We start from the raw sequence: 24,456 nt of genomic DNA, 5'->3' as shown, positions 1-24,456 counted from the left end.
CAATGTCATCTGAAGCAAAACTCGCCCACCTGCACAACGGCCCGCTCGACGGGCAGACCATCCCGCTGGAGAACGGTGCCGACGACGAGCTCGTCCTGCCCTACAGCGAGGGTCAGCTCGTGTATCGCCTGGCCGAAGCTCCCGCCGATGAAGAAGGCCCCGCGACGGCGCATTACCACTACGCCGAGACCACCGAGGTGCTCCTACAGGGCGACGACCAGCCGCGAGACGACGCGCGCTGAAACCAGCCACCGACAGCCCCGTTCCCACCCAGGGAACGGGGCTGTTTCTCGTGGTGACCGCGATGCGTACGAACGTGTTCGCGACAGGGGCCACGTGACCGATAGCCGGCACCGTGGGGGCGCCGGCAGTTCCTCAGGACGCTTTCGACGCGGACTTTCGCGCAGAGGGGGACTTCTTGGCGGAGGATGACTCCTTCGCGCTAGACGCCTTCGCGCTAGACGCCTTCGACGGCGCCTTCTTGGCCGGGGGCTTCTTCGACGACGTCTCCGACGAGGACGCCGAGGCTCTCGATGTCCGGCGTCGCGTCGATGCAGGCTTCGAGCCCTGCACGTCCTCCGATTCCTGCGAGTCCTCGTCCTCGTCCCCGTCATCCGTGTCGCCACTCTTCGAGCCCGAGGATGCCTTACTCGAACCCGCCTTCTTGGCCGAACGCGAGCGGTCGACGCTACGCCGCAGCGCCTCCATCAGGTCGATGACTTCGCCGCCCGTGTCGTCGTCAGACGACGTGTCATCGACATCCGTCTCCTGCACATCGGTGCCGCTCTCGGCCTTGCGGGCAATGAGCTCGCGCAGCTGCACCTGATACTCGTCGACGAACTCCTGGGGCTCGAAGTCACCCGAGAACGACTCGACGAGCTGCTGCGACAGCGCCAACTCCTTGTCCGAGATCTTGACGGATGCCTTGAGCTTGTCGAACTCGGCATCCCTCACCTCGTCACTCCACAGCAACGTCTGCAGCACGAGCACATCGTCGCGCACGCGCAAGGCCGCGAGGTGGGTCTTCTGCCGCATGGCGAATCGCACGATGGCCATGCGGTCGGTGGCCTCGAGGGTACGCCGCAGCAGCACGTAGGACTTGGGTGACGTGCTGTCGGGTTCGAGGTAGTAGCTGCGGTCGAACATGAGGGGGTCGACCTGTTCGCTCGGCACGAATTCGACGACCTCGATCTCGCGGTCGCGTTCGGCTGGCAGTGTCTTGAGATCGTCGTCGGTGAGCATCACTCGTGTGCCCCCCTCTTCGTACGCCTTGTCGATGTCGCGGAACTGCACGACCTCGTTGCACACCTCGCAGCGACGCTCATAGTGGATGCGGCCGCCATCCTTCTCGTGCACCTGATGCAGAGGGACGTCATGGCCTTCGGTGGCGCTGTACAACTTCACGGGTACGTTGACGAGCCCGAAGCTCAGCGATCCCTTCCAGATGGCGCGCATGTCCACTCCGATCCTTGGCGGCGTTGTCGAGTATCCAGTACATACCCGAACGGGCGTCAAGGGGTAACGATCGGGCAGGGGTTGCGGTAGACAAGGGGCCATGGCAGCAGCATCCGACAAGCAGATCGTGACGGTGGATGGCCACCGCTTGCAGGTGACGAACCTCGGCAAGGTGCTCTATCCCGAGACCGGCACGACCAAGGCCGACGTGCTCGACTACTACACGCGCGTGGCGCCGCTCATGCTGCCGCACAGCGCGTGGCGGCCCGCGACCCGCAAGCGCTGGGTTCACGGCGTCGGCACCGAGGATGCCCCGGGCCAGATGTTCTTTCAGAAGGATCTCGGCGATGGCACCCCCGAGTGGGTCAAGCGCTTCGAGATCGAGCACAGCGACCACACCAACACATATCCCGTGGTGAACGACCGCGCGACCCTCGCGTGGCTCGCGCAGATCGCGGCGCTCGAGATCCACGTTCCGCAGTGGCGGTTCGGGCCGCGGGGGGCGCGCAAGAACCCCGACCGCATGGTGTTCGACCTCGACCCGGGTGAGGGCGTCGGCCTGCCCGAGTGCGTCGAGGCCGCGCGACTATGCCGAGAGATCCTCGATGACATGGGGATGCCGGTGTTCCCCGTCACGAGCGGGAGCAAAGGCATCCATCTGTATGCGTCGCTCAACGGCAAGCAGACGTCCGACCAGGTGTCGCAGGTTGCGCACGAGCTGGCGCGCGCCCTCGAGGCCGACCACCCCGACCTGGTCGTGAGCGATATGAAGAAGACGCTGCGGGTGGGCAAGGTGCTGCTCGACTGGAGCCAGAACAACGGCGCGAAGACGACGATTGCTCCGTATTCGCTGCGTGGCCGGTCGCGACCGACCGTGGCCGTGCCGCGCACGTGGGAGGAGCTGGAATCGCCCGATCTGAGGCACCTCGAATACGACGAGGTGCTCGAGCGCATCGCGTCGGAGGGCGACCCGATGGCCGAGATCGACAGCGACCTGGTCGGCGAGTTCGGGGACGGTGGCGGACTCGGTATCGGCGACGAGGGAGGTGCGAGCCCGTCTGACACCGAGTCGCGGCACGGGAGCTCGAAGCGCACATCCGACGCAAGCTCTGACAAACTCGAGACCTCGCGCGACCGCCTCCATATCTATCGCTCGAAACGGGATGCCGCGATCACGAGCGAACCCGTGCCCGCTGAGAGCCCGGTCGATCGCGAGGGCAACAGCTTCGTCATCCAGGAGCACCATGCGTCCAGGCTGCACTGGGATTTCCGCCTCGAACACGCGGGCGTGCTCGTGAGTTGGGCCCTGCCGAAGGGGGTTCCGACCGACACGAAGGGCAACCACCTGGCCGTGCAGACGGAGGACCACCCGCTCGAGTACGGGTCGTTCGAGGGCAGCATTCCCGCGGGCGAATACGGCGCGGGCGAGGTGACGATCTGGGATGCCGGCACCTACGAGCTCGAGAAGTGGCGCAAGGACGAGGTGATCGCGCGCCTCACGGGGCGACCGGACGGCGGCCTCGGCGGCACCGTGAAGCTCGCGCTGATCCGCACGTCGGCTGGGCCGGGTGGCGAGGACGGCGGCGACGAGAACAGTGGCACCATTCCGAAGAGTTCGTGGCTCATCCACCGCATGAAGGACACGGGCGCGCACGCGGAACATCATGCTGACAAAGACGCAGCTGGCGCATCACGGTCGAAGGCGGACGGCGCGAACGCGGGCGGCGCGAAGGCGGGCGGTGCGAAGGCGGGCAGCGACTCGGATGACTCGGCGCCCGACGCCCCGGCATCCGCCCCGGGCACCTACAAGCCCATGCTCGCGACTGCCGGCACACGCACGGATCTGCGCTCGAGCAAGGAGTGGTCGCTCGAGATGAAGTGGGATGGCATCCGAGCGATCGTCACGGTCGACGACGGCGCGGTGACGATCACGAGTCGCAACGGGCACGACATCACGAAGCGGTATCCCGAACTGCTCGATGCGGCCGAGGGTGTGCACGCCACATCCGCCGTGCTCGATGGGGAGATCGTGGCGCTCGATGGGTCGGGGGTGCCCAGCTTCGGGTTGCTGCAGCAGCGCATGAACCTCGACAAGGCCGCCGAGATCGAGCGAGCCTCGACGAAGACGCCCGCAACGCTCATGTTGTTCGACGTGCTCGAGGTGAACGGGGTGTCGATCGTCGATCAGCCGTACCGCGAGCGACGTGACCTACTCGAGCGGCTGATTGCCGACGACCAGCGCGGCCGCGTGCGTGTGCCGCCCGCGTTCGACGGCGAGATCGATGACGCCGTCGAGACCAGCCGCCGACTCAAGCTCGAGGGTGTCGTCGCAAAGATCGTCGACTCCCGCTACGACCCGGGTCGGCGTTCCGACAACTGGGTGAAGCTGAAGCACCAGAAGACGCAGGAGGTCGTTGTGGGCGGCTGGCGGCCGGGCAACGGCGGCCGCAGTGGTCAGATCGGGTCACTGCTCGTTGGCATCCCGGGCGAGGATGGTTTGACCTACGTCGGCCGGGTCGGCACGGGTTTCAGCCAGGCCGATCTCGCGGCCATCGGCAAGCGCCTCGACCCGCTCGAGCGCAAAACGTCACCCTTCATCGAGGTGCCCGCGGATGTCATGCGCGACGCCCACTGGGTCACGCCGAAGGTCGTGGGCGAGGTCACCTTCGGCGATTGGACCGACTCGGGCCACCTGCGGCATCCGTCGTGGCGCGGCGTGCGTGTCGACAAGACGCCCGAGGATGTCGTGCGCGAACCGAACCCCGACATCGACGGCGGCTAACGGTCCACGGCTCACGGCCCGCGGCTCACGGCTCACGGCTTGTCGCCCGCGTCTGACTGCTAACTGCTAGCTGCGAACTGCGAACTGCGAACGGAATCCGATCTGGTCGCTCCCACCCAGACAGACCCCGCGGAAACGATCTCCGCGGGGTCCGTGCGTTCTGCTCTGTTGGCTAGAGAACAGCCGGGTTCGGCGCCGACGGGTTGTCGGGGGCGTTGCCCTCACCCGCCAGGCCGGCCGGGGTTTCGGCGGTCGCCGGGGCCTGGCCCGCGGCATCCGCACCGGCACCCGTGATGTTCACCATCCAGTTGACGTTGTACTTGTCGCGCAGCATGCCGAAGCTGTCGCCCCACGGCGACTTCGCCAGCGGCTCGACGATGGTGCCGTCTTCGGCGAGACCGTTGTAGTAACTCGTCAGCAGATCTTCATCGTCGCCGCTGAGCGCGATCGAGATGCTATCGCCGGGGTTGAAGTCCATCTTCGTGGGAGTGTCGGCGCCCATGAGCACGAGGCCGTTGGGCGCGATGAGCTGGGCGTGCATGATCTTGAGCTTCTCGACCGGGTCGTTGCTCATCTCGAACTCCTCGAAGGTGCTCATGGTCAAATCACCGCCGAACACGCGCTGGTAGAAGCTCATGCCCTCGCGGGCGTCGTCTCGAAAGTGGAGGTAGGGGGTTATCTGACTGGTCATGCTGCACGCTCCTGATCGGTATCTCGGTGACACGTCGACGCGTCGACACACGTCGGTTTCGCGGACTGCTTCGAGTATGCTCGCCGAACCCGCCCGGCGGGAGGGGTTGTCTCTCGGAAGATCGGCTCGTCAGAGCACGCGTGTCTCGCGGTCCATCCCTCAGATTCTGATCTGCGCTCCGGCGGCACGCGGCAGGCAATTCGGAGGAAAGTCACGTACTTTCGTCGGACCGGCACACCCCGACAGCGTCGTTCCCCGGCGCCGCACCGCTCTCGGAGAGGTAGACATGTCCCCGTCCTCACGTTTGGCTTCTGCGTCTCTCGGCGTGTCGCTCGTGGCCGCCCTCGTCGGATGCTCGGCAGCCGGCCCCGGCGGCAGCGAGACGCCCTCGCGCACCACGGCCACGTCCGCTCCCCCGGCGGGTGCGACATCCACGCCATCGCCCACCCCCGCGGATGATGGCGCCACCGCCCCCACGGGAACGCCCCGGGTCATCGCCACGGGCCTCGACCTGCCGTGGTCGCTCGTGCGCCTCGAATCGGGAGCCACCCTCGTCTCCGAACGAGACACCGCCCTGGTGAAAGAAGTCTCGACCGCCGGCGACGTGCGCACGGTCGGCGAGGTACCCGGCGTCGCACCGGGCGGCGAGGGCGGCCTGCTCGGCCTCGCGGTCTCCCCCGACGACCCGACGTCGCTGTATGCCTACACCTCCACGCCCTCCGACAACCGCGTGCTGCGCATCGACCTCACGGGAGACGCGGGCGGCTACGGCTTGGGCGACGTCGAAACGGTGATCGACGGCATCCCCCGCGCCGGCAACCACAACGGAGGCCGCCTCGCCTTCGGCCCCGACAACATGCTCTATGTCACGACCGGCGACGCGGGCAACACCGCCAACTCGCAGAACCCCGACTCGCTCGGCGGAAAGATCCTGCGCCTCGACCCCTCGGGCGCCATCCCCGCCGACAACCCGTTCCCCGGCTCCCCCGTCTTCACGCTCGGCCACCGCAACCCGCAGGGCATCGCGTGGGATGCGGCCGGCAACATGTTCGCGTCGGAGTTCGGCCAGAACACCTGGGACGAGTTCAACCAGATCACGGCCGGCTCGAACTATGGATGGCCCACTGCCGAGGGCATCGCGGGCAACCCCGACTTCGTCGACCCCCTCGTGCAGTGGTCGCCCCGCGACGCGAGCCCCAGCGGCCTCTCCTACGCCGACGGCATGTTCTTCCTGGCTGCGCTGCGCGGCGAACGCCTCTGTACCCTCGACACCACACCCCTCGACCCTTCGGCCGTGCCGCCCACCGCCTCCTACTTCGAGGGCGACTACGGCCGCTTGCGCGACGTCGTCCGCGGCCCGGGCGACACCCTGTGGCTGCTCACCAACAACACGGGCCGCTCCCCCCGCCCCGGCGACGACCAGATCCTCGAGGTCGACCTCGGCTGAGGTGAAGGCACGCGGGTGCGTTGATCGCGCGTCAGCGGCCTGCGTGATGGGGAGCCCGTCGCGCGCGCAGTTCCGGTCGTGGGTCAGGCGTCAGGCGTCAGGCGTCAGGCGTCAGGCGTCAGCCAATCAGTGACTCGAAGAGTCCGGTTGGGAGAGCGATCCAGCCCTCGCGCGTCGCACGCTCTGCAACGTCGGCGGGCGGCGGGATGTAGAGACCCCGAGCGGCCGCCCGGGTGACGAGCGCCGCTATGACGGCGTCGAATGCGTCGCCCGAGGCGACCATCAGTTCGGCGTGCGCCTCAGCCAGGTCGAACCACGGAGCACGAACACGGAGCACCGTGAGCAACTCACGTCGTCGATTCGGGTCTCGCCGATACCCCGTCGTGTCGAAGCCCCAGAGCCGCAGGCTTGCCCCGGGATACACCTCGGCGATATCGCCCGCCCCAGCGCGATCGGTATCGACACCCGCTTCGGCCAGGCGCCGCAGGAGACCCGCGCAGCGCATGGCGGTCAGCCCGAGTCGATCCGTCGAGACGCTCAACGGCCAGCGTTTCGTCACTTCGCGGGCGAAGCGGTCGGTCTCGCGATAGGCGAGGGTGCGCCGCCAGGCCATCCCGCCCTCGACACTCGGGTCGCTCACCGTCAGATCAGCGTGGCCGGAGACGAACGCGACGAATTCGTCGGGCCATCCGAACGCGCAATCAATGCCGAGCTTCGCGATGTCACCCGCGCTGGCGACCGCGACGATTGCGGCATCGTCGACCCCGAGCCGGAGGTCGATGAGACGGGCACGGCCATCAGCCCACTCGATGACAGCGAGGGCGGTGCCGGCGCTCTCGGCGGCGAGGTCGATTCCGGCGGTCAGCACTCTGACACCCTAGCTCGACTCGCTGCGTGGCTCAGCTCCGCTCCGTCGGCGCTCGGGCGGGCGGCTCTCACGCCCAGCAGCCCCAATGAAAAAGCCCCTCCGCGCGAACGGAGGGGCTTTTCGTGGCTTTTGGTGGACCTAGGGGGATTCGAACCCCCGACCTCTTCATTGCGAACGAAGCGCGCTACCAACTGCGCCATAGGCCCAAAGCTCTACGAGACTATCACGCCTCGAGAGTGGGTTAGCTCGCCGCGCGACGTGCGCGCAGCATGGCGGCGACGTCGGGTCCGGCGATCTCTGAGTCGTCGATGATGCCCATTCCGGCGAACCGTGAATCAACCTCACGAGCACCGTTTGATGCGGATGTTGCGGCGACCCGTTCCTGGCTGGAAACCGCGGCACGAGCGCCCGTCTCGGCCTGCGAACCAGCCTCGGCAGAAGCGGCGGCGTCGACCGTCGAACGTGCGGCGATCGTTGGAATCTGCGGCGCCAGCTGAGCGGCACGCTCCGCCATAACCTGCGCGATAGCGGCGCGTCGCAGCGCAGCCTGGGCGTCGGCCTTGGCCATCGCCTCGGCGGCCGCGGAACCCTGCGACTGGTAAAGGGGCTTGGGCAGGGGCTGCGGGGTCCAGGCGACGGGGGTCTCGGCGACCGGGGCATCCTCGAACTGCACGGGCTCGAAAGCCTGGGCGGCGGACTGGGCAGAGGCGGGAACGGCGACGGGCACGGCGATGGTGCGAACCCGCGACATCCGACCGAGGAGAAGAACGGCGACGAGGGCGACGACCGAACCGGAGGCCAGCAGGGCGACCGAGCCGCCCGCGGCGACCTGGAACCCGCCGACGCCAGCAGCGACGACCGCGGCGAAAAGAATGAGGGTGGTGGTCAGGCGAGCGCGGCGACGGGCACGGCGCATGTGCGCGGCGGCCGACGAGGTCGCCTGTTTGTGGGCGGCGAGGGCTTCGCGGCGGGCGCGTTCGGCCTGCTCGGCCTGCACGCGGCGCAGAACCTTCTGCTGCTCGGCGACCTCACGGGCGGTGGCTTCGACGCGGACCTCTTCGGGGGTCTCCGACGTCTCTGCCAGGATGCGCAGCGTCTGCTGCAGGCGCACGGCGTTGCGCTCGGTGGCCATGTACTCGTTGCGACGCACCCACGTGGGCATGAGGTAGATCACCCATAGCGCCGCGGCGATCGCGAGAACCACCCCGCCGCTCAGAAACCCAGTACCCATGCGTACACGGTATGAGCGGGCGCCGACGATTCGTCGCATTGCGCCGGTGTGTCACGCCAAGTCGGGCCAGATTGCCGGTCAGCGAGTCAGGGGCGCGACGGGATGAGCGGTGTCATCGACGCGCGGCGGTCGGCATCCGAGATCAGCGTGGCCCCGGGCGGCACCTCGCCGGCCCGCCACCGCCGCAGCACACCCTGCGGGATCTCGTCGCGCACGAGCGCAAAGCTGAAGTGGTCTCGCCAATCGCCGTTGATGTGGATGAATCGACGCCGCAGCCCTTCATAGCGGAACCCGAGCTTCTCGACCACGCGCAACGACGGCCCGTTCTCGGGGCGGATGCAGATCTCCATGCGGTGCAAGCCCAGCTGCTGGAAGCAATAGTCGGTCGCCAGGGCCACGGAGGCGGGCGTCACACCCTTGCCCGCGAAACCCTGTCCCACCCAATAGCCGAGCGTGGCCGACGACAGCGACCCGTAGATGATGCCCGACACGTTGAGCTGCCCGGCCATCTCGCCGTCGTACTCCATGACGAACGGCAACCCGTTGCCCGAGCGCGCGTTGGCCTGCAGGGCGCGGATGCTCGAGCGCAGGTCGAACGCCACCGGCCCGTTGGGGCTCGTGGCCTCCCACTGCTGCAGCCAACCTCGGTTTTCGAGCAGCAGACGTTCCATGGGCTTGGCGTCGCGCACGCGGATCGGCCGGATGCTGACGTGCCCGTCACTCAGCGTGGGGATGGGGAGTGGCACGACGGCCCCCTTCTGACGAGGAGTGTGGAGAGGTGCGAACGGCCCGCCGGTGCAACCACGTCAGACGGGTCGAGCACCGGCGGGCCGGAACGGATGAATCGGAGCTTAGCTCAGCTTCGAGACGAACTCGGTGAGCCACGGCTTGAGGTCGGGGCCGAGGTCTTCGCGGTCGGAGGCGAGCTGCACGATGGCCTTGATGTAGTCGAGGCGGTCGCCCGTGTCGTAGCGACGGCCCTTGAAGACCACGCCGTAGACACCGCCGGCGATCTCGTCGTCGGCCGCGAGCACCTGCAGGGCGTCGGTCAGCTGAATCTCGCCACCCTTGCCGGGCTTCGTTTCTTCGAGGATGTCGAACACCTCGGGCTTCAACACGTAACGCCCGATGATGGCGAGGTTGGAGGGCGCGTCTTCTTTGGCGGGCTTCTCGACGAGACCCTTCACCTTGACGACACCGTCTTCATCGGTGGGCTCGACATCGGCGGCACCGTAGAGGTGGATGCTGTCGGGGTCGACCTCCATGAGGGCGATGATCGTGGCGTCGCGCTTCTCCTGCTGGTGCAGCATGACGCTGAGCAGCTCGTCGCGCGCGTCGATCAGGTCGTCGCCGAGCAGAACCGCGAAGGGCTCGTCGCCGATGTGCTTGCGGCCGCGCAGCACCGCGTGGCCGAGGCCGTGCGGGTCGCCCTGGCGCAGGAAGTAGATGTCGGCCAGATCGCTCGAGGCCATCACACGGTCGAGGCGATCCTGGTCGCCCTTCTTCTCGAGGTTCTGCTCGAGCTCGGTGACGCGGTCGAAGTGGTTGGCGAGGGCGTTCTTGTTGCGCCCGATGATCATGAGCACGTCTTTCAGACCGGCGTTGACGGCCTCTTCGACGACGTACTGGATGGCCGGCTTGTCGACCACCGGCAACATCTCTTTGGGCATCGCTTTTGTTGCGGGCAAGAATCGCGTTCCGAGGCCAGCGGCGGGAATGACGACCTTCGTGACAGGCTTAGACATAGGCAACACCCTAGCGGCCCCCGATGACTTTTTAGAGGGCATTGCGCCGGGGCGCGACATCCGTAATGCCGCATCATCTGTGAGAGCGGCTTACACTTATCGGCATGGCAACCGAGGTGGACCACCAAAAACGCGCGCTCAGAGCCGAACTGCGTGAGAGGCGGCAGAACCTCACCCAGACCGAGAAGGACAACGCGACGATCGGCGTGACCGAGCACTTGCAATCGCTCGTGACGGCCCTCGATGCCCGCTCGGTGGCGTGCTACCTGTCGACGCAGACCGAGCCCGATACGCGACCTTTCCTCAACTGGGCGCTCGAGCAAGGCATCCGCGTGTTGTTCCCCGTGAGCCGCGACGACGGCCTGCTCGACTGGACGGTCGGCGAGACGGGTGACGAGACGCAGGGCCTCTTCGGCATGCCCGAGCCCGTCGGCGAGCTGCTCGGCCCCATCGCCATCAACCAGGTCGACCTCATCATCGTGCCCGCGGCCGCCATCGACCAGGGCGGCATGCGCATGGGCTGGGGCCGCGGCTACTTCGACAAGACGCTCGGATCGATGGAGAAATGCCCGCCCGTCTACGCGGTCGTCTATGACGCCGAGCTGCTCACCGACCTGCCGCGTGAGGTGCACGACCAGCCCGTCAACGGCGTCGTCACGCCCTCGCGTATCCTGGACTTTTAGGCACCGTAGCCTGCCCTTCTGTCGCCGGCCGGTTTCGCCGGCACCCGCGCCAAAGAGAGCACATGCCCACTTACTCCTATAAATGCACCGAATGCGGCAACGCCTTCGACATTCAGCAGGCCTTCACCGACGATTCGCTGACCGAGTGCCCCGTGTGCGGCGGCAAGCTGCGCAAGATCTTCGCGGCCGTCGGCGTCACGTTCAACGGGTCGGGGTTCTACCGCACCGACTCGCGCGCGGGTTCGGGCAAGTCGTCGTCGATCCCCAAATCGGATGCCTCGGGCTCGTCGTCCTCGTCCGACTCCAAGTCGTCGGGCTCGGGCTCCTCCGGTTCCGGCTCCTCGGGCTCCGGAACATCCGGATCGGGTTCGTCCGGTTCGGGCGCCGGTTCCTCGGGTTCGGGCTCCTCCGGTTCAGGCAGCTCGTCGTCCGGCAGCGGTTCGTCCGGCTCGTCGTCGTCCTAGTTCGACCGCTCCTGCTCGCCGGTTCGGCGCTCCCGCGGGGAGGCGCCCGTCGAACATGCTCGACAGGCGGGCGATTCGCAAGCGCTGGCGACCAACGGGTGCGCCACCCTACGATCGAGTGACGCCCAAACGGAAAGGTCCCTCATGTTCAAAGGTTTCAAGGAGTTCATCCTTCGCGGCAACGTGATGGATCTCGCGGTCGCCGTCGTCATCGGCGCGGCGTTCTCGGCCATCGTCACCGCCCTGGTCAACGCGGTCTTCAACCCGCTGCTCGGCGCGCTGTTCAACGCCGAGAGCCTCGCGCAAGCCCTCCCGCTGACCATCCCGACGACCTCGGGCGGCTCGGCAACCCTGTACTTCGGAGCCGTCATCGGCGCCGTCATCCAGTTCCTGCTCGTGGCCGCCGTCGTGTACTTCGTGCTCGTCGTGCCCATGAACAAGCTGAAAGAAGCCGCGTTCGCGAAGAAAAAGTCGGGCGAGGTCGACGAGAAGGCGACCCCGACCGAGCTCGAGATGCTGACCGACATCCGGGACCTGCTTGCGCGCCAGCAGGGGGCTGACACGTACACCGACAACAAGGGCGAAGATCCCCGCGCCCACAACTAGGGCTCGATGTCATCTCCCTCTGACCGGCGCGCAGCCGGACGTGCGCGAGCGCGTGCCCTCTTCGTCGACCTGACCCCGCTGCGCCGTTCGCCCGCCTTCGCACGGCTCTGGCTCGGAACGTCGATCGCCGCCATCGGCACGCAGATGACGACCGTCGCCGTCGGGCTCGAGATCTATGACATCACGGCGTCGACGTTCGCCGTGGCGCTCGTCGGTGTCATCGCCCTCGTGCCCATGATCATCGCGGGGCTCTATGGCGGCATGCTCGCCGACGCCTTCGATCGGCGGGCCGTCGCTCTCGTCTCGGCCGTGCTGGCGTGGGCCTCGATCGCCGCCATCGCCCTGCACGCCTGGCTCGGGCTCGACAACGTCGGGCTGCTCTATGTGCTCGTGACGGTCAACGCCGTCGCCGGAACGGTCGTGAGCGCCAGCCGCTCGGCCATCATCCCGCGGCTCATCGGCACCGACCTGCTGCCCGCCGCCGGCGCTCTGAGCGGCATCGGAACGGGTTTCGCCGTCACGCTCGGGCCGGCCGTCGCCGGTGTGCTCGTGGCGGCCGTCGGCTTCGCGCCCACTTACTCGGTCGACGTGGTGCTGTTCAGCTTCGCGTTCCTCGGCATCGTCGCGCTGCCCAAGATGGCGCCCGAACACGATGCCCTGCGGCCCGGCCTGCGCAGCCTCGTCGAGGGCGCACGGTTCCTGCGCCGCTCCCCCACTATCACCATGACGTTCGTGCTCGACATCATCGCCATGACGTTCGGGCAGCCGCGCGTTCTCTTCCCCGCCATCGGCGCGCTCGTCATCGGCGGCGGCGCCATCACGGTCGGCGTGCTGACTTCGGCTTATGCGGCCGGGGCCCTGCTGTCGAGCATCTTCTCGGGGCCGCTCGGGCGCGTGCGACGGCAGGGCGTCGCGGTCGGCTGGGCCATCACGGCCTACGGCGCGGCCATCATGGGCTTCGGTGTCGTCATCGCGGTGGCGCATCTGCTGGGCGGGCGCATGCAGGATGCGATGAGCCCCGACATCCTGCCACCCCTGGCCCTCGCCGCCCTGTTCCTGGCCCTGGCGGGTGGAGCCGACAACGTGAGCGCGGTGTTCCGCAGCACGATCTTGCAGGCCGCGGCGCCCGACGGCATGCGCGGGCGACTGCAGGGGATCTTCATCGTCGTGGTCACGGGCGGGCCACGACTCGGCGACCTCTACGCCGGTGTCGTGGTGGCCGCGGGCATCGCGTGGCCGCCGCTGCTCGGCGGGGCGCTCATCATCGTGCTCGTGGCCGTGCTCCTGCGGGCGGTGCCGTCGTTCCGGCAGTACGACGCGCGCATCCCCACGGGTCAGCTGCACGACAAGGGCTGAGCGAGCGGCTAACCCCAGTGCGGCGGCTTGTCGCGGCGCAGCTGCTCGTCGTTGCCCGAGGGCGCGGCACCGGGCCGGGCGCCGGTCTCGGCATCCTCTTCGAGGCGGGATGTCGTGTCGTGCGGCGTGGGGTCGGCGGCCTCGTTACCCGGGCGCACCACGCGGCGCGAACCGGCCACGCGGCGCACGCTCGACTCGGCGGCGCGCGCGGGAACGAGGGGCTCGTCGCCCGCTGAACTCACGGCCGGGCCGCCGCTCAGTGACGACCCGACGAGACCACGGCAATGGGGCCCGTGGCGAGATCGTCGGGGTTGGAAGCATCCGGTTCGGAGACCGCACCCAGCATGGACATGACCTTGCGGGCCACGCCCTCCGGGTCGCTGAACAGGTCGAAGCTGTGCACGCGCAGGTAGTGCCAGCCGAGGCGGCGCAGCACGTCGGGGCGCAGGCGCAACGATTCGCGCAGGGAGTCGGCGGCCACCTCGGGGTCGGACTCGATGGCCACGGCCTTGTTGCCGTAGGAGGCCACGAGCGCGAGCTTGCCGCGGTAGCCGATCTCGACCTGCAGGCCGTTGCGGTAGAGGCGCTCGGCGAGGTCGAGCAGCATGGGCTCGGCACCATCCGTCACGGGCGGGGCCGGGCGGTGGATGTCGGGCTCACGCAGGATCTCGGCGAGGGCCGCGATGCCGTGCTGCATGCGATCGGCGTCGAGGTCTTCGGGGCGGATGCACGAGACGATGACCATGGATCGCCGGGCGCGGGTCATACCCACCGCGAGCAGGCGGTCGCCGCCGGGGCGACCGAGGGCGCCGAAGTTCGAGAGCACGCGGCCGTGCGGCGTCACACCGTAACCGAGCGAGAAGATGACGCGGTCTCGGCTCTCGGCGACGGACTGCTCGAGCGTCAGAACCGTGAACGGCTCGGCGCGCTCCTTGAGAATGAAGCCCGCGATGTCGCTGCGCTTGGCGAAGGCCGACAGCACGGCCTGGTGCACGCGCACGGCGTGCTTGTCGCTCGCCGTGATGACCATGAGGGATTCGCGGGGACGCTCGGTGGCGTGTTCGAGCACGAGGTTGACCACGCGCTCGACCTCGGCGTCGACGCTCTCCACGCCGCCCGTCTCGGGGTCGGGCATGCCGTGGCCGCGAGGTACGTAGTCGAGCGTCAGGCTGCCGTGGCCGAGGAACGAACCGGCCCAGGGCAGCGACTCGATCTCGCCGCCATAGAAGCGGTGGTTCACGAGCTGTGCCAGGTCCTCGCCGCCCGCGCGGTAGCTGCGCGTGAGCGTGAGGGTGGGCAGGAGGCCCGAGAGCTTGGCGAGGGCCGATTCGGGGTGCAGCGCGTCGGCCATGACGCCGATGCTGCGCCCGGGGGCCGACGCGGATGCCGCATCCGCACCGGTGCCCGTGACGATCGTGTTGGGCACGGTCGAGGAGGATACGGCGACGGGGCGGGGCGCCTCGGGCGCACGGTTGGCGGCGTCGAAGCGCGGGGCTTCGGGAGCGGAGGAAGGACCGGTCGAACCCGCGTTCGAGGCAGGAGTGGCCGAGCCGGCACCGTCAGCGACGCCAGAAGCATCGGTCGTCGCGTCAGCGTTCGACGTCGAGCCCGCGTCTGCCGTCGTCCCGGATGCCGGAGCGCCCGAGTCTGCGGACGTGCCCGTCGAGCCGGCGGGACGCCCGGCCGTCGCGGAACCGCCGCTCAGGCGCTCCTCGGTGCGAATGGCGTCGGCGCGCGCCGCATTGGCGGGAGCCGTAACGGGCGTGGGGTTGGGGTCGACGCGCGCAGCGTCGGGAGCACCGGTCAGCGGATCGCGTCGCACCGAACCGAAGGCGCCGAACGCAGCCGCCGCTCCGGTCTTGGCGGGAGCCGAGGAATCGGACGCGGTCGAACCCGCTCCGGAAGCACCGGCAGAACCCGAACCCGAACCGGTGCCCGGACGGCCGACGCCGAAGGCGCCCAGCGCCCCCTGCCCGTCGGTCACGGCGATCTCGAAGGGCGTCGGCGACTGCGTCACGGGGTCGCCCACGGCGATCACCTGACGGGCGCGGCGAATGGCGGCGGCGTTCTCGGCCAGGGTCGTGGCTCCGGCATCCACCAGGAAGACGGTGTCGAAGCGCACGGACGACGGAATCTGCGAAACCTCGTAGGGCGACACCATCCACACGGGTGCCAGCACGCGCGACAGATGCGGTGCCTGCTGCTCGAGCATGGTGGGGGTCACGCGTTCCTGCTTGAGCAGGCGGCGCAGGGCGTTGGCTTCGTCGTTCCAGTCGACCAGGCCGATCTTCCAGTTGTCCGAGAGCAGCGAGGCGAGCAGGGCACCGGATGCCGAGGCGTGCGCTTCGTCGACGAGGCGGAAGTCGCCCTCGAGCCGATCGATGACGCTCGTGTTGGCCCCGAGCAGCGCGCGGTCGGTCGCGAGCACGTGTTCGAGCACGGACTGCCACCAGGCGAGTTCGAGTTCGTCGGCCACGCGCGACTCGGGCACGTGGCGCACCGACAGGTCGGTGATGAGCGGGTTGAGGCCCTTTTCGCGCAGCTCCTGAATCAGGGCCGTGCGCTCCTGCAGGTTCTCCATGACCTCGGAGTCGGCGGAGAGACCCGACATCAGGCGCACGAGCGACTTGATGGGCAGGGTCTTCAGACGGTCGTTACCGTCGGCACGCTTGAGCGGAACGTCGAGGCGCGCGAGATCTTCGACGACGCGCTGGTAGGCCACCTGCACGTCGGCGATGCCGAGCGGAACCTCGGGGGTCACGCCGGCAGCGACATAGCGCTGCCACAGCGTGCGCTGCTGCTGGATGTTGCGCAGCGATTCGTTCAGATCGGCGATGTGCACACCGGGGCGCACGTATTCGCGGGCCAGCTTCTTGAGGCGGCGGCGGTTGGCGCTCGTCATGGCGGGCGCGTCGCGGCGCGACGAAGTGGCGGCGATGAGTTCGCCGAGCGAGCGGTCGAACACGGCCGGCTGGAATTTGTCGAGCGTTTCGCGGATGTCGAGCAGCAGTCGCAGATAGGTGCCCAGTTCTTCGATCGAGTCGAAGGGGCGCATGCGCGTCTGGCCGATGAGTTCGTAGCCGCGTTCGAGCAGGCGCGGCAGTTCGGCGCGGTGCAGGTTCTTGGCGAGCTCGTGCGTGGCCTTGGCGTCGCGCGTGCTGCTGAAGGAGGCGCCGTACCAGGGCGAGTCGCCCGGGCCGTACTGGAATTCGCCCAGGGCGGCGGCGTGCGCCAGCTTCTGCGCGACCTCGGCGCGGCCGGTGGCGAGCTTCTCGAGCGAGATCAGGTCGAGGCGCGCCGTGGTTCCGGGCGGCTCGGCCAGATTGCCGAGGCGTGTGAGCGCTTCGAGGGCGTCGAGCACGGAGACACCGAGGGCGGGGTTGGTGTGGCCGAGGGCGCCGCGATAATCGAGCAGCACCTTGCGCAGGCGCACGAGCGCGTCGTCGACGTCGGCGACGCGCGGGGCGACGGCCTTCTCGTTGCGCGTGATGGCCTGGATGAGGTCGCGGCGGATGGATCGCGGGTGCACGGTCAGGCCGGGCAGGCCCACCTTCTGGAAGCGGTGGCGGATGCCGTCGAGGCTCGAGCGGCGGGCGCTCACCACGAGCACGCGCTTGTGCTGCGAGACGAGCGAGCCGATGGCGTTGACGACGGTCTGGGTGCCACCCGTGCCGGGCAGCGTCTGCACGACGATCGAGTGGCCGTTCGTGATCTGCGCGATCACGTTCTCCTGCTCGGTGTCGGCGTCGAGCAACAGGGTATCGGTCGACGGCGGCCGGTCGTCCTGGCCGACGGCGTCGACGGGGCTGAAGAGTCCCTCGACCAGGCGGCGAGCGCCGGGGTTGCCCGCGAGGGCGTCGAGGATGGGGTGGTCGAGGTCGTCGGCGTCGCGCGCGAGGGCGGTTCCGACATCCGCGAAGCTCGAGACCACGAGGCGCGGCTGCACGCTGAACCAGTCGAGGTGCGTGGTGAGGCCGCGCAGGCGGTCGATCACGGGCTGGGGTTTGAAGACGCCGTTGGTGGTGGCGAGGGCTTCGAAGGCGGCGGCGTCGAGCGTGATGCCGAACTGCTCCTTCAGCGCCCGCGCGAGCTCGGGGTTGAGCACGGTGGAACCCGTGAGCTTGAGTTCGAAGTCGCGGCCGTAGCGGCGGATCGCGAGCGGCCGCAGCAGCACCGGAGCCGAGTATTCTTCGCCGTCGCGGCGCCATTCGGCGAGACCCACGGCGAGGTGGATGGAGTCGATGCCGCGCACGGTGCGCAGTTCGACACCCTTGGCGGCGATGACCTCGGCGGCGCTCTTCGCGCGGCGCAGGGCCAGATCATCCCGAATCAGGTTCGAGAGCAGCGTCGACTTGCCCGAGATGAACTGGGGCAGACCACCCGGATGCGTCGAGCTCAGCTCGATGCGCGTGCGCGGTGCGTCGACGAAATGCAGCAGGGGTGAGCGCCCGCCGACCTGCGCGAGTTGCTCGCGCCACAGCCGCCGTTGCTCATCGGCTACGTTGCCAACGGGGTAGTCGGGGCTTCCCGCCGACAAGCCTCCCGGAGACGTCGCCGTGAGGCCGCCGCCGCGTTTGGCGTCGGCCGATACCTCGGACAGTCCGTCCGCTTCTAGTTTCCTGTCAAGCCGCCACACACCGTCACCTTAGACGCTGATTCGGCCGTCGCCCGGTAGGCGGGGCGGGTTTTCGCCAGCGTGGCGGGTTTTTGGGGGTCTGCGGCTGCGAGAATGAACACATGCTGGGAAACATCGGGAAGACGGTCGCGTCGCGCCTCAGCGACGAGTCGTCGACCTGGTTGTCCCGGCTGCTGCGCTCCATGTGGAATCTGTTGACGCCGGCCCTCACGGTCGACCGTCTGCTGCTCGCCGCCAAATGCGCCGTCGCCGCCACCGTGGCCTGGTTCCTGGGCTCGAAACTGCCGGGCGAGACGGGCGACTACGCCTACTACGCACCGCTCGGCGCCCTGATCAGCATGATGCCCACGCTCATGGGCTCGCTGCGGTTGAGTCTGCAGACCGTGGCCGGGCTGGCCCTCGGCATCGGGCTCGCGTTCATCACCATCCAGTTCGGGGCGTCCGGGTGGATCACCGTTCCCATTTCGACCGGCGTCGGCGTGCTCGTGGGCGGCCTGCGCGGGCTCGGGCCCGGCCGTGACTACGTTCCCATCGCGGCGCTCTTCGTGCTGGTCATCGGCGGCGCAAATGCTGAGGACTTCTCGATCGGGTACATCGCGCAGATGGCGCTCGGCATGGGCGTCGGCATCGCCATCAACCTCATCGTCGTGCCACCCCTGCACACGTCGCAGGCGGCCGCGCGCGTCTCCTCACTGCGCCGCATGATCGCCGACGATCTCGAGGCCATCGGGTCGGTCATGCACGAGAAGTGGCCGCCCGGGCACACCGAGTGGCAGCGACAGGGCCTGGCCTTCCGCAACTCGGCCGACAGTGCCGAAGAAGCGCTGGATGATGCGAGCGAATCGCGCCGCATCAACCCCCGTTCGCGCTGGAACCACCGCGACATGGCCACGGATTACGACGACCTCACCACCCTGCGCCGCCTGAGCGCCAGCACGGTCGACATCAGCGACGTGCTGCAGACCGCCATCTGGGGCGCGCAGGACGAACGCGATGTGCACGCCAGCCTGCCCGCGCCCGTGCGCGAACCCATCGGCGACTGCCTGACCGCGTTCGCGGTGCTCATCCGCGCCTGGGACGACAAGAAAGACGAGGAGCAGGCCGAGAAGGAGGCCCTCGCGGCGCTCGATGCGCTGCGCACGGCCGCACGCTCGGTGCCCGACGACGACGAGGGCGACTCGGATGCGGTCGACGCGCTCGTGTTCACGCTGCGGCGCATGATCTCGCTCATCATGAAGCGGCTGCCGATGCACCGCGACACCGAGGCGGCGAAGATCGATGCCGAGACGGCGGCGGCTCATGCCGAGGCCGCGGCCGAGGAGCGCGCGGGCGACGACGAGGCGCGGTCGACGGCGGATGTCGCGCAGGACGCGATCGATCGCGCGGTTGCCGAGGCTGAGGCGGAGGCGGCGGCTGAGTCGCAGTCGGGGGCGGGGACGGAGCCCGGGTCCGAGGCGGGATCCAGAAAACGTCGCCCCTCCAACGGGTGACACCAAAGCGTCACCTCTCGTTCTCTTGGAGTTCTCAGGGGATGCATAGCGTCGAAGCATCCCTTGTTTTCTCTCCCGAAGGTGAACTGTGTCCCCCTCCGCATTCTCGCGCTCCACGCGCACCCTCTTACCGCCGCTGGCGCTCGCGCTGACGGCTGCCGTCGGCATCGGCGCCGCGCCACTGCCGGCCGTCGCGGCATCCGCATCCTCCGTCTCGGCCTCAGCCTCGACCTCGGCGTTCGGAACGGCGTCCTCCGCGTCCGTCGGCATCGACGCGCTGCCCGCGTCGGCGTCTTCTGCCTCGACGGCTCCCGCCTCCTCCGCGGCCGCCCGAGCAGCCCTGGCCGCCGCTGCTTCGGCGTCACCCCTCGTCGTCACCGAGATCGTCGGCGACAACGTGGGCTACGACGAGTTCGAGTACTTCGAGGTGACCAACGTCTCCGACGCCCCCGTGACGGTGGGCGGTGAGGGCGGCTACTCCTTCGCCTACAGCTTCACCAACGCCGCCGATGTGGCGCGCGACAAGCCGCTCGTCGTCGAGACCCCGACCGTCGTGCCGGCCGGCGGCACCGTCGTGTTCTGGCTGAGCTACACGGCCACCAACGTCGACTCCTTCGCCCGCACGGTCGAGGACTTCCGCGCCCACTTCGGCACGGCCGTCGATTACCCCGTCGTGCGCGTCACCGGCCAGGCCGGTATCGCCAACGGCGGCGAGCGCGGCGTGCGCGTGCTGTCGGGCGGTTCGCCCGTGAGCTGGTCGTGGGCGCCCAAGGGTTCGATGGCCGCCGGGCTCGGCGTGAACTTCGCGCTGCCGGCCGACCCGACCGTTGCCGCGATGGACGTGCTCGAGACATCCGTGGCCCCGACGCCCGGAAGCGTGAAGCCCGAGGCTGTCGGTGGCACACCGAACCCCGAGCCGACGCCTGCGCCGACCGCGACCCCTGAGCCGACCGCGACGCCGACGCCGACCGCCGCGCCCACCGCGACCCCGACGGCCACCCCGACGGCAACCCCGCAGCCGACGGCCACCCCCACCGCGACGCCCGCACCCACGCCGGCGCCCACCGCGACCCCCGGCCCCGCGCCCACTCCCCTGCCCGACCCGTCGCTCGTCACAGCGCCGCTCCAGATCACCGAGCTGCTGCCCGACTCCGCCAACGTGGGCGGCGGCGACGGCTACGAGTTCATCGAGGTCTACAACGCCACCTCCGAGCCGGTGAACTTCGCCGACTACGAGATCAACTACCTCTACCCCGTCGACACGACGTCGAACAGCAATGCGGTGCGCTGGCCCAGCATCCCGAACAACCCCACCATCGAGCCGGGTAAGACGCTCGTGCTCTGGGTGAAGAACTCGGGCAACCAGGCTCTGACGGCGGCTGACTTCAACGCCAAATTCGGCACAAACCTCGAGGCCGGCTCATCACTCGTCGAGATCCAGAGCGCGGGCATGGCCAACGGCTCGGCCCGCGGCATCCAGATCGTCACGCAGACGGGCATCGGCATCAACCGCGCCTACTACAACATGAACGCCAACGTGAAAGATGTCGCGGCCGACCGCGGCATCCAGTACGCCGTGCAGCCCACCGACACCACCCTGCAGCGCCTCGTGGGCCAGGCCGCCGCGAACCCCGGCCGCGTCTCGGCCGACCAGGTTCCCGCGGGCCTCATGATCCAGCCCGTGGATGCCGCAGCCCCCGTGATCGCCGACGCCACCCCCGCGAGCATCGACCCGAAGGTCGACTTCGTGATCGACCTCGGCATCACCGACGCGCAGCAGGTGCGCACCGCGACCCTGACCCTGCGTAACGACATCGACGCCGACACCCGCACCGTGAACCTCACGGTGGGCGCCGACGGCCGCTTCCGCCACACGGTCGCCGCCGCCGACCTCACGGGCAAGGCCTGGTACGAGTACACGGTCACCGCGACCGACGGCCGCAACAGCGTCACCACCGAGCCGCGCCGCCTCGCCGTCGACGGTGTCGACACCGCGCCGCTGCGCCTCAACGTCGACGAGGGCGAATTCCTCGGCAGCACGTCGACCATCTCGGCGGCCACGCGCACGTTCCCGAGCGTCATCGACCTCGGCATCGACGGCAAACCGGTGGCGACCTCACCCTCGCTGCCCGACCAGCCGGTCTTCGCGTTCGAGGCCACGCAGGTGAACACGTTCTTCCGCAACGGTGTGCGCATCGGCGACGACGTGCTGCGCATCTTCGACGACGGCATCTTCGAGGGCTGGGACACCATCTCCACCCCCGTGCCCCTCACCTACGTGGTGCAGGGCGACGAACTCGTCGTGAGCGTGTGGGCCGGCACCAAGGCCGCGCCCGAGATCGACCTCAACGAGAACAACGACGACTTCCAGATCCGCGGCCTGCGTCTCGTGCTGCCCGACGGCCGCACGCTGCAGCCGTCGAACTACACCGACCCCGCCAAGGTGCTCGACATGGGCGACTCCACCGGCAAGCTCGACTTCTTCGAGGCGCGATTCGCGCTGCCGGCCGACGCCTTCACGGCCGCGGCCTACAACTGGGACACCACTGCGACCACCGACGGTGCCCACACGGTGCGCGCGGCATCCGGAACCGATGTGCTCGAGCGCGGCGTGCGCGTCGACAACACCGTGCCCGACATCCGCTCGACCATCGTCGACGGCAGCCCCTACCAGGGCGAGATCGTCATCAACGGCGAGATCACGGATGCCGGATCGGGCGTCGCCGACACGCGTGCAACGCTCGACGGCCAACCCATCACGCTGCCGCACACCACGTCGTCGCTCGACCTCGCCGCCGGTGAACACGCCCTCATGATCGAGGCGACGGATGCCGTGGGCAACGTCGGCCGCTACGAGGCGTCGTTCACCACCTTCGAGGAGCAGCCCACGGGCGGCCTCGTCGCCCCCGAAGACGGAGCCGTGCTCACCGCCGACGACGTCACCCTGCAGGCCCAGGTCACCGACCCGACGGGAGACCGCCTCAACGTGGACTTCCTCGAGGGCACGCGCCTCACCCCGACCGACGCGGCCGTCAAGAGCTACGCCGGCACCACGGGAACGGCCTCGGATGTCGCACGCACCGAACGCGAGCCGCTGACGGCAGACGAACTCAAGAACCTGGTCGGCACGGATGGCCTCACCGCCGACGTGTCCTCCGACGCCGAGTTCCCCTACCAGCTGTTCGACGTGACCGTGCCCGCCGCAGCCGGAACCGACGCCACCGCGCGCGTCGACTGGCAGGGCAGCGCCAACCCGGGCGCGCAGGTCATCCTCTACGCCCTCAACACCAAGACGGGTGCCTGGGAAGAGATCGACCGTCACCTGACGACGCAGGCCGAAGCGGATGCCGCAGCAGCAGCCGCAGCGACGCCGACGGGCCAGGCCGGTGCCGCCGCCGCATCCGATGTGCTCGCGCCCTTCACCCTGACCGCCGACGTTCCCGTCGCCGACCACCTCACGGGCCAACAGCTCACCGTGCTCGTGCAGCACTCGGAGGGCTTCGCGGGCGAGAACCGCTCGACGCGCGACACCCCCGTCACGCCGAACAACCCGGCCGACACCCCGCGCAGCGACTACGACTTCACGTTCGCGTGGGAGTCGGACACGCAGTACTACAACGCGCAGTTCTATGAAAACCAGCTCAACATCCACAAGTTCCTGCTCGACCAGCGCGACGAGCTGAACTTGCAGTACCTGTTCCACACGGGCGACATCGTCGACGACTCGACGCAGCAGTACCAGTGGGACAACGCCAACAAGGCCTACTCGATGCTCGACGACGCGGCCCTGCCCTACGGTGTCCTCGCCGGCAACCACGACGTCGACCAGAAGAGCAACGACTACACCCAGTACTCGGCCAACTTCGGCGAGAAGCGTTTCGCGAACAACCCCTGGTACGGCGGCGGTTACAAAGACAACCGCGGCCACTACGACCTCATCTCGGCCGGCGGCATCGACTTCATCAACGTCTACATGGGCTGGGCGCCCGCCGACGAAGAGATCGCCTGGCTGAACGAGGTGCTCGCCCGCTACCCCGAGCGTGTCGCCGTGCTCAACCTGCACGAGTTCATGCTCACCACGGGTGGCCTCGGACCGGTGCCGCAGCGCATCCAGGACGAGGTCGTGGCCACGAACCCCAACGTCAAGATGGTGTTCTCGGGCCACTACCACGACGCGTTCACGCGCACCGACCAGTTCGACGACACGGGCGACGGCGTCGCCGACCGCACCGTCTACTCGATGCTGTTCGACTACCAGGGTCTGCCCGAGGGCGGCCAGGGCTTCCTGCGCCTGCTGCACTTCGACAACGAGCAGGGTCGCATGATCGTGCGCACCTACTCGCCCACGCTCGACCAGTACGACTCGGCCGACCCCACGCTCGAAGTTCAGCACCAGGACTTCGAGGTTCCCTACACGGCTCTCGGCATCAAGCCCGCTGTGAAGCAGTTGTCGACCGACTCGTTCCGGGCCGACATCCTCACCACGCACAAGATCGCCTCGTTCACGGATGTCGCGAGCGGCTCGATTCTCAGTGCGCCGTGGACGAACCCCGAGCCGGGCCTGCGGGGCTGGTACGTGCGCACGGCCGACCCGTTCGGCGCTGTCGACGCCTCCGAGGTGCGCATGCTGACGATCCTGCCGGCGGTCATCACCGAGCCTGTGCCGAACCCGAACCCGGGTGGCGGTAACGGCGGCGGCTCGGGCCCCGGCACGGGCGGCGACCCGGCCGGCAACGGTTCGGGCGCGCTGCCCGGCGGCTCGGGCTCCGGCTCGGGTAACGGTTCGGGCTCCGGCCCGCGCAACCCGGACGGCTCCCTCGCCAACTCGGGTTCGGGCATCGAACCGGGCGCGCTTTCGGCCCTGATCGCGGCTTCGCTCGCGGCCATGGCCCTCGGCGGCCTCACGTTCCTGCGCCGCCGCAAGCGCGGAGCGACCCAGGCCGACTAACCGGTCTCACACGAACGACGGGCGGTGCCATCCGGCATCGCCCGTCGTTTCGTT

17 protein-coding genes and 1 tRNA gene are annotated in these 24,456 nt (G+C 68.7%); 9 read left to right on the top strand and 9 right to left on the bottom strand.

Going from position 1 to position 24,456, the window contains the following annotated elements:
• Positions 1-2: 2 nt before the first annotated feature.
• Positions 3-242: a response regulator gene (locus ACUWEX_RS04820; RefSeq protein WP_445997277.1), complete on the top strand. Its 240-nt coding sequence runs from the start codon at positions 3-5 to the stop codon at positions 240-242.
• A 133-nt stretch (positions 243-375) separates the two neighbouring features.
• Here ACUWEX_RS04820 and ku read toward each other — a convergent pair whose 3' ends face one another.
• Complete coding sequence (gene ku / locus ACUWEX_RS04815; protein WP_445997276.1) at positions 376-1,455, bottom strand: non-homologous end joining protein Ku; 1,080 nt, start codon at positions 1,453-1,455, stop codon at positions 376-378.
• A 100-nt stretch (positions 1,456-1,555) separates the two neighbouring features.
• Between ku and ACUWEX_RS04810 the strand changes: the two genes are divergently transcribed.
• Positions 1,556-4,237 carry an ATP-dependent DNA ligase gene (locus ACUWEX_RS04810; RefSeq protein ID WP_445997275.1) on the top strand — a complete coding sequence of 894 codons (2,682 nt, stop codon included), beginning with the start codon at positions 1,556-1,558 and terminating at the stop codon, positions 4,235-4,237.
• Between the two features lie 172 nt (positions 4,238-4,409).
• Here the strand turns inward: ACUWEX_RS04810 and ACUWEX_RS04805 are convergent, their stop codons facing one another.
• Positions 4,410-4,928, bottom strand: a complete 519-nt coding sequence (locus ACUWEX_RS04805; protein ID WP_445997274.1) for a VOC family protein — start codon at positions 4,926-4,928, stop codon at positions 4,410-4,412.
• A 286-nt stretch (positions 4,929-5,214) separates the two neighbouring features.
• Here ACUWEX_RS04805 and ACUWEX_RS04800 point away from each other — a divergent pair, with 286 nt between their 5' ends.
• Entirely contained in the window at positions 5,215-6,375 is a 1,161-nt protein-coding gene (locus tag ACUWEX_RS04800; protein WP_445997273.1) for a PQQ-dependent sugar dehydrogenase, read from the top strand.
• 118 nt (positions 6,376-6,493) lie between these two features.
• Here ACUWEX_RS04800 and ACUWEX_RS04795 read toward each other — a convergent pair whose 3' ends face one another.
• The 5 genes from ACUWEX_RS04795 to galU form a co-directional block, all read right to left on the bottom strand.
• The gene (locus ACUWEX_RS04795; RefSeq protein WP_445997272.1) at positions 6,494-7,243 is read right to left on the bottom strand and encodes a DUF429 domain-containing protein; all 750 of its coding nucleotides are present in this window, start codon (positions 7,241-7,243) and stop codon (positions 6,494-6,496) included.
• Between the two features lie 130 nt (positions 7,244-7,373).
• Positions 7,374-7,449 (bottom strand) — tRNA-Ala (locus tag ACUWEX_RS04790).
• Between the two features lie 35 nt (positions 7,450-7,484).
• Positions 7,485-8,474 (bottom strand): hypothetical protein, encoded by a 990-nt coding sequence (locus ACUWEX_RS04785; RefSeq protein WP_445997271.1) that lies wholly within the window; start codon positions 8,472-8,474, stop codon positions 7,485-7,487.
• Positions 8,475-8,560: 86 nt separating this feature from the next.
• Positions 8,561-9,220, bottom strand: a complete 660-nt coding sequence (locus ACUWEX_RS04780; protein WP_445997270.1) for a GNAT family N-acetyltransferase — start codon at positions 9,218-9,220, stop codon at positions 8,561-8,563.
• Between the two features lie 105 nt (positions 9,221-9,325).
• Positions 9,326-10,219 carry a UTP--glucose-1-phosphate uridylyltransferase GalU gene (galU, locus tag ACUWEX_RS04775; protein ID WP_079727075.1) on the bottom strand — a complete coding sequence of 298 codons (894 nt, stop codon included), beginning with the start codon at positions 10,217-10,219 and terminating at the stop codon, positions 9,326-9,328.
• Between the two features lie 104 nt (positions 10,220-10,323).
• Here galU and ACUWEX_RS04770 point away from each other — a divergent pair, with 104 nt between their 5' ends.
• From ACUWEX_RS04770 to ACUWEX_RS04755, 4 genes are all read left to right on the top strand, one after another.
• Entirely contained in the window at positions 10,324-10,902 is a 579-nt protein-coding gene (locus tag ACUWEX_RS04770; RefSeq protein WP_079727074.1) for a 5-formyltetrahydrofolate cyclo-ligase, read from the top strand.
• Positions 10,903-10,964: 62 nt separating this feature from the next.
• Positions 10,965-11,366, top strand: a complete 402-nt coding sequence (locus ACUWEX_RS04765) for an FmdB family zinc ribbon protein (protein WP_445997269.1) — start codon at positions 10,965-10,967, stop codon at positions 11,364-11,366.
• Positions 11,367-11,510: 144 nt separating this feature from the next.
• Positions 11,511-11,972: a large conductance mechanosensitive channel protein MscL gene (mscL, locus tag ACUWEX_RS04760; RefSeq protein WP_445997268.1), complete on the top strand. Its 462-nt coding sequence runs from the start codon at positions 11,511-11,513 to the stop codon at positions 11,970-11,972.
• 6 nt (positions 11,973-11,978) lie between these two features.
• Positions 11,979-13,328, top strand: coding sequence for an MFS transporter (locus ACUWEX_RS04755; protein ID WP_445997267.1), 1,350 nt, complete (start codon positions 11,979-11,981; stop codon positions 13,326-13,328).
• A gap of 8 nt (positions 13,329-13,336) precedes the next feature.
• Here ACUWEX_RS04755 and ACUWEX_RS04750 read toward each other — a convergent pair whose 3' ends face one another.
• On the bottom strand, positions 13,337-13,570 hold the full coding sequence (locus ACUWEX_RS04750) for a hypothetical protein (RefSeq protein WP_079727070.1): 234 nt from the start codon (positions 13,568-13,570) through the stop codon (positions 13,337-13,339).
• A gap of 14 nt (positions 13,571-13,584) precedes the next feature.
• Complete coding sequence (locus ACUWEX_RS04745; RefSeq protein WP_445997266.1) at positions 13,585-17,964, bottom strand: hypothetical protein; 4,380 nt, start codon at positions 17,962-17,964, stop codon at positions 13,585-13,587.
• A gap of 101 nt (positions 17,965-18,065) precedes the next feature.
• Here ACUWEX_RS04745 and ACUWEX_RS04740 point away from each other — a divergent pair, with 101 nt between their 5' ends.
• Positions 18,066-19,454 (top strand): FUSC family protein, encoded by a 1,389-nt coding sequence (locus ACUWEX_RS04740; protein WP_445997265.1) that lies wholly within the window; start codon positions 18,066-18,068, stop codon positions 19,452-19,454.
• A gap of 88 nt (positions 19,455-19,542) precedes the next feature.
• A complete protein-coding gene (locus tag ACUWEX_RS04735) occupies positions 19,543-24,402 on the top strand; it encodes a lamin tail domain-containing protein (RefSeq protein ID WP_445997264.1) in 4,860 nt (1,619 codons plus the stop codon).
• Positions 24,403-24,456 lie beyond the last annotated feature (54 nt).

The sequence above is a fragment of the Okibacterium fritillariae genome, from assembly GCF_052783725.1.
Note: the sequence above shows the minus strand (reverse complement) of the source record. Positions and strands in the feature narration are given on the sequence as shown.

What these genes read in the sequence shown, in the direction of transcription:
- ACUWEX_RS04805 (WP_445997274.1), bottom strand. Translation starts at nt 4,928, where the DNA reads ATGACCAGTCAGATAACCCCCTACCTCCACTTTCGAGACGACGCCCGC.
- ACUWEX_RS04770 (WP_079727074.1), top strand. Translation starts at nt 10,324, where the DNA reads ATGGCAACCGAGGTGGACCACCAAAAACGCGCGCTCAGAGCCGAACTG.
- ACUWEX_RS04785 (WP_445997271.1), bottom strand. Translation starts at nt 8,474, where the DNA reads ATGGGTACTGGGTTTCTGAGCGGCGGGGTGGTTCTCGCGATCGCCGCG.
- ACUWEX_RS04740 (WP_445997265.1), top strand. Translation starts at nt 18,066, where the DNA reads ATGCTGGGAAACATCGGGAAGACGGTCGCGTCGCGCCTCAGCGACGAG.
- ACUWEX_RS04755 (WP_445997267.1), top strand. Translation starts at nt 11,979, where the DNA reads ATGTCATCTCCCTCTGACCGGCGCGCAGCCGGACGTGCGCGAGCGCGT.
- mscL (WP_445997268.1), top strand. Translation starts at nt 11,511, where the DNA reads ATGTTCAAAGGTTTCAAGGAGTTCATCCTTCGCGGCAACGTGATGGAT.
- ACUWEX_RS04800 (WP_445997273.1), top strand. Translation starts at nt 5,215, where the DNA reads ATGTCCCCGTCCTCACGTTTGGCTTCTGCGTCTCTCGGCGTGTCGCTC.
- ACUWEX_RS04765 (WP_445997269.1), top strand. Translation starts at nt 10,965, where the DNA reads ATGCCCACTTACTCCTATAAATGCACCGAATGCGGCAACGCCTTCGAC.
- ACUWEX_RS04820 (WP_445997277.1), top strand. Translation starts at nt 3, where the DNA reads ATGTCATCTGAAGCAAAACTCGCCCACCTGCACAACGGCCCGCTCGAC.
- ACUWEX_RS04810 (WP_445997275.1), top strand. Translation starts at nt 1,556, where the DNA reads ATGGCAGCAGCATCCGACAAGCAGATCGTGACGGTGGATGGCCACCGC.
- galU (WP_079727075.1), bottom strand. Translation starts at nt 10,219, where the DNA reads ATGTCTAAGCCTGTCACGAAGGTCGTCATTCCCGCCGCTGGCCTCGGA.
- ku (WP_445997276.1), bottom strand. Translation starts at nt 1,455, where the DNA reads ATGCGCGCCATCTGGAAGGGATCGCTGAGCTTCGGGCTCGTCAACGTA.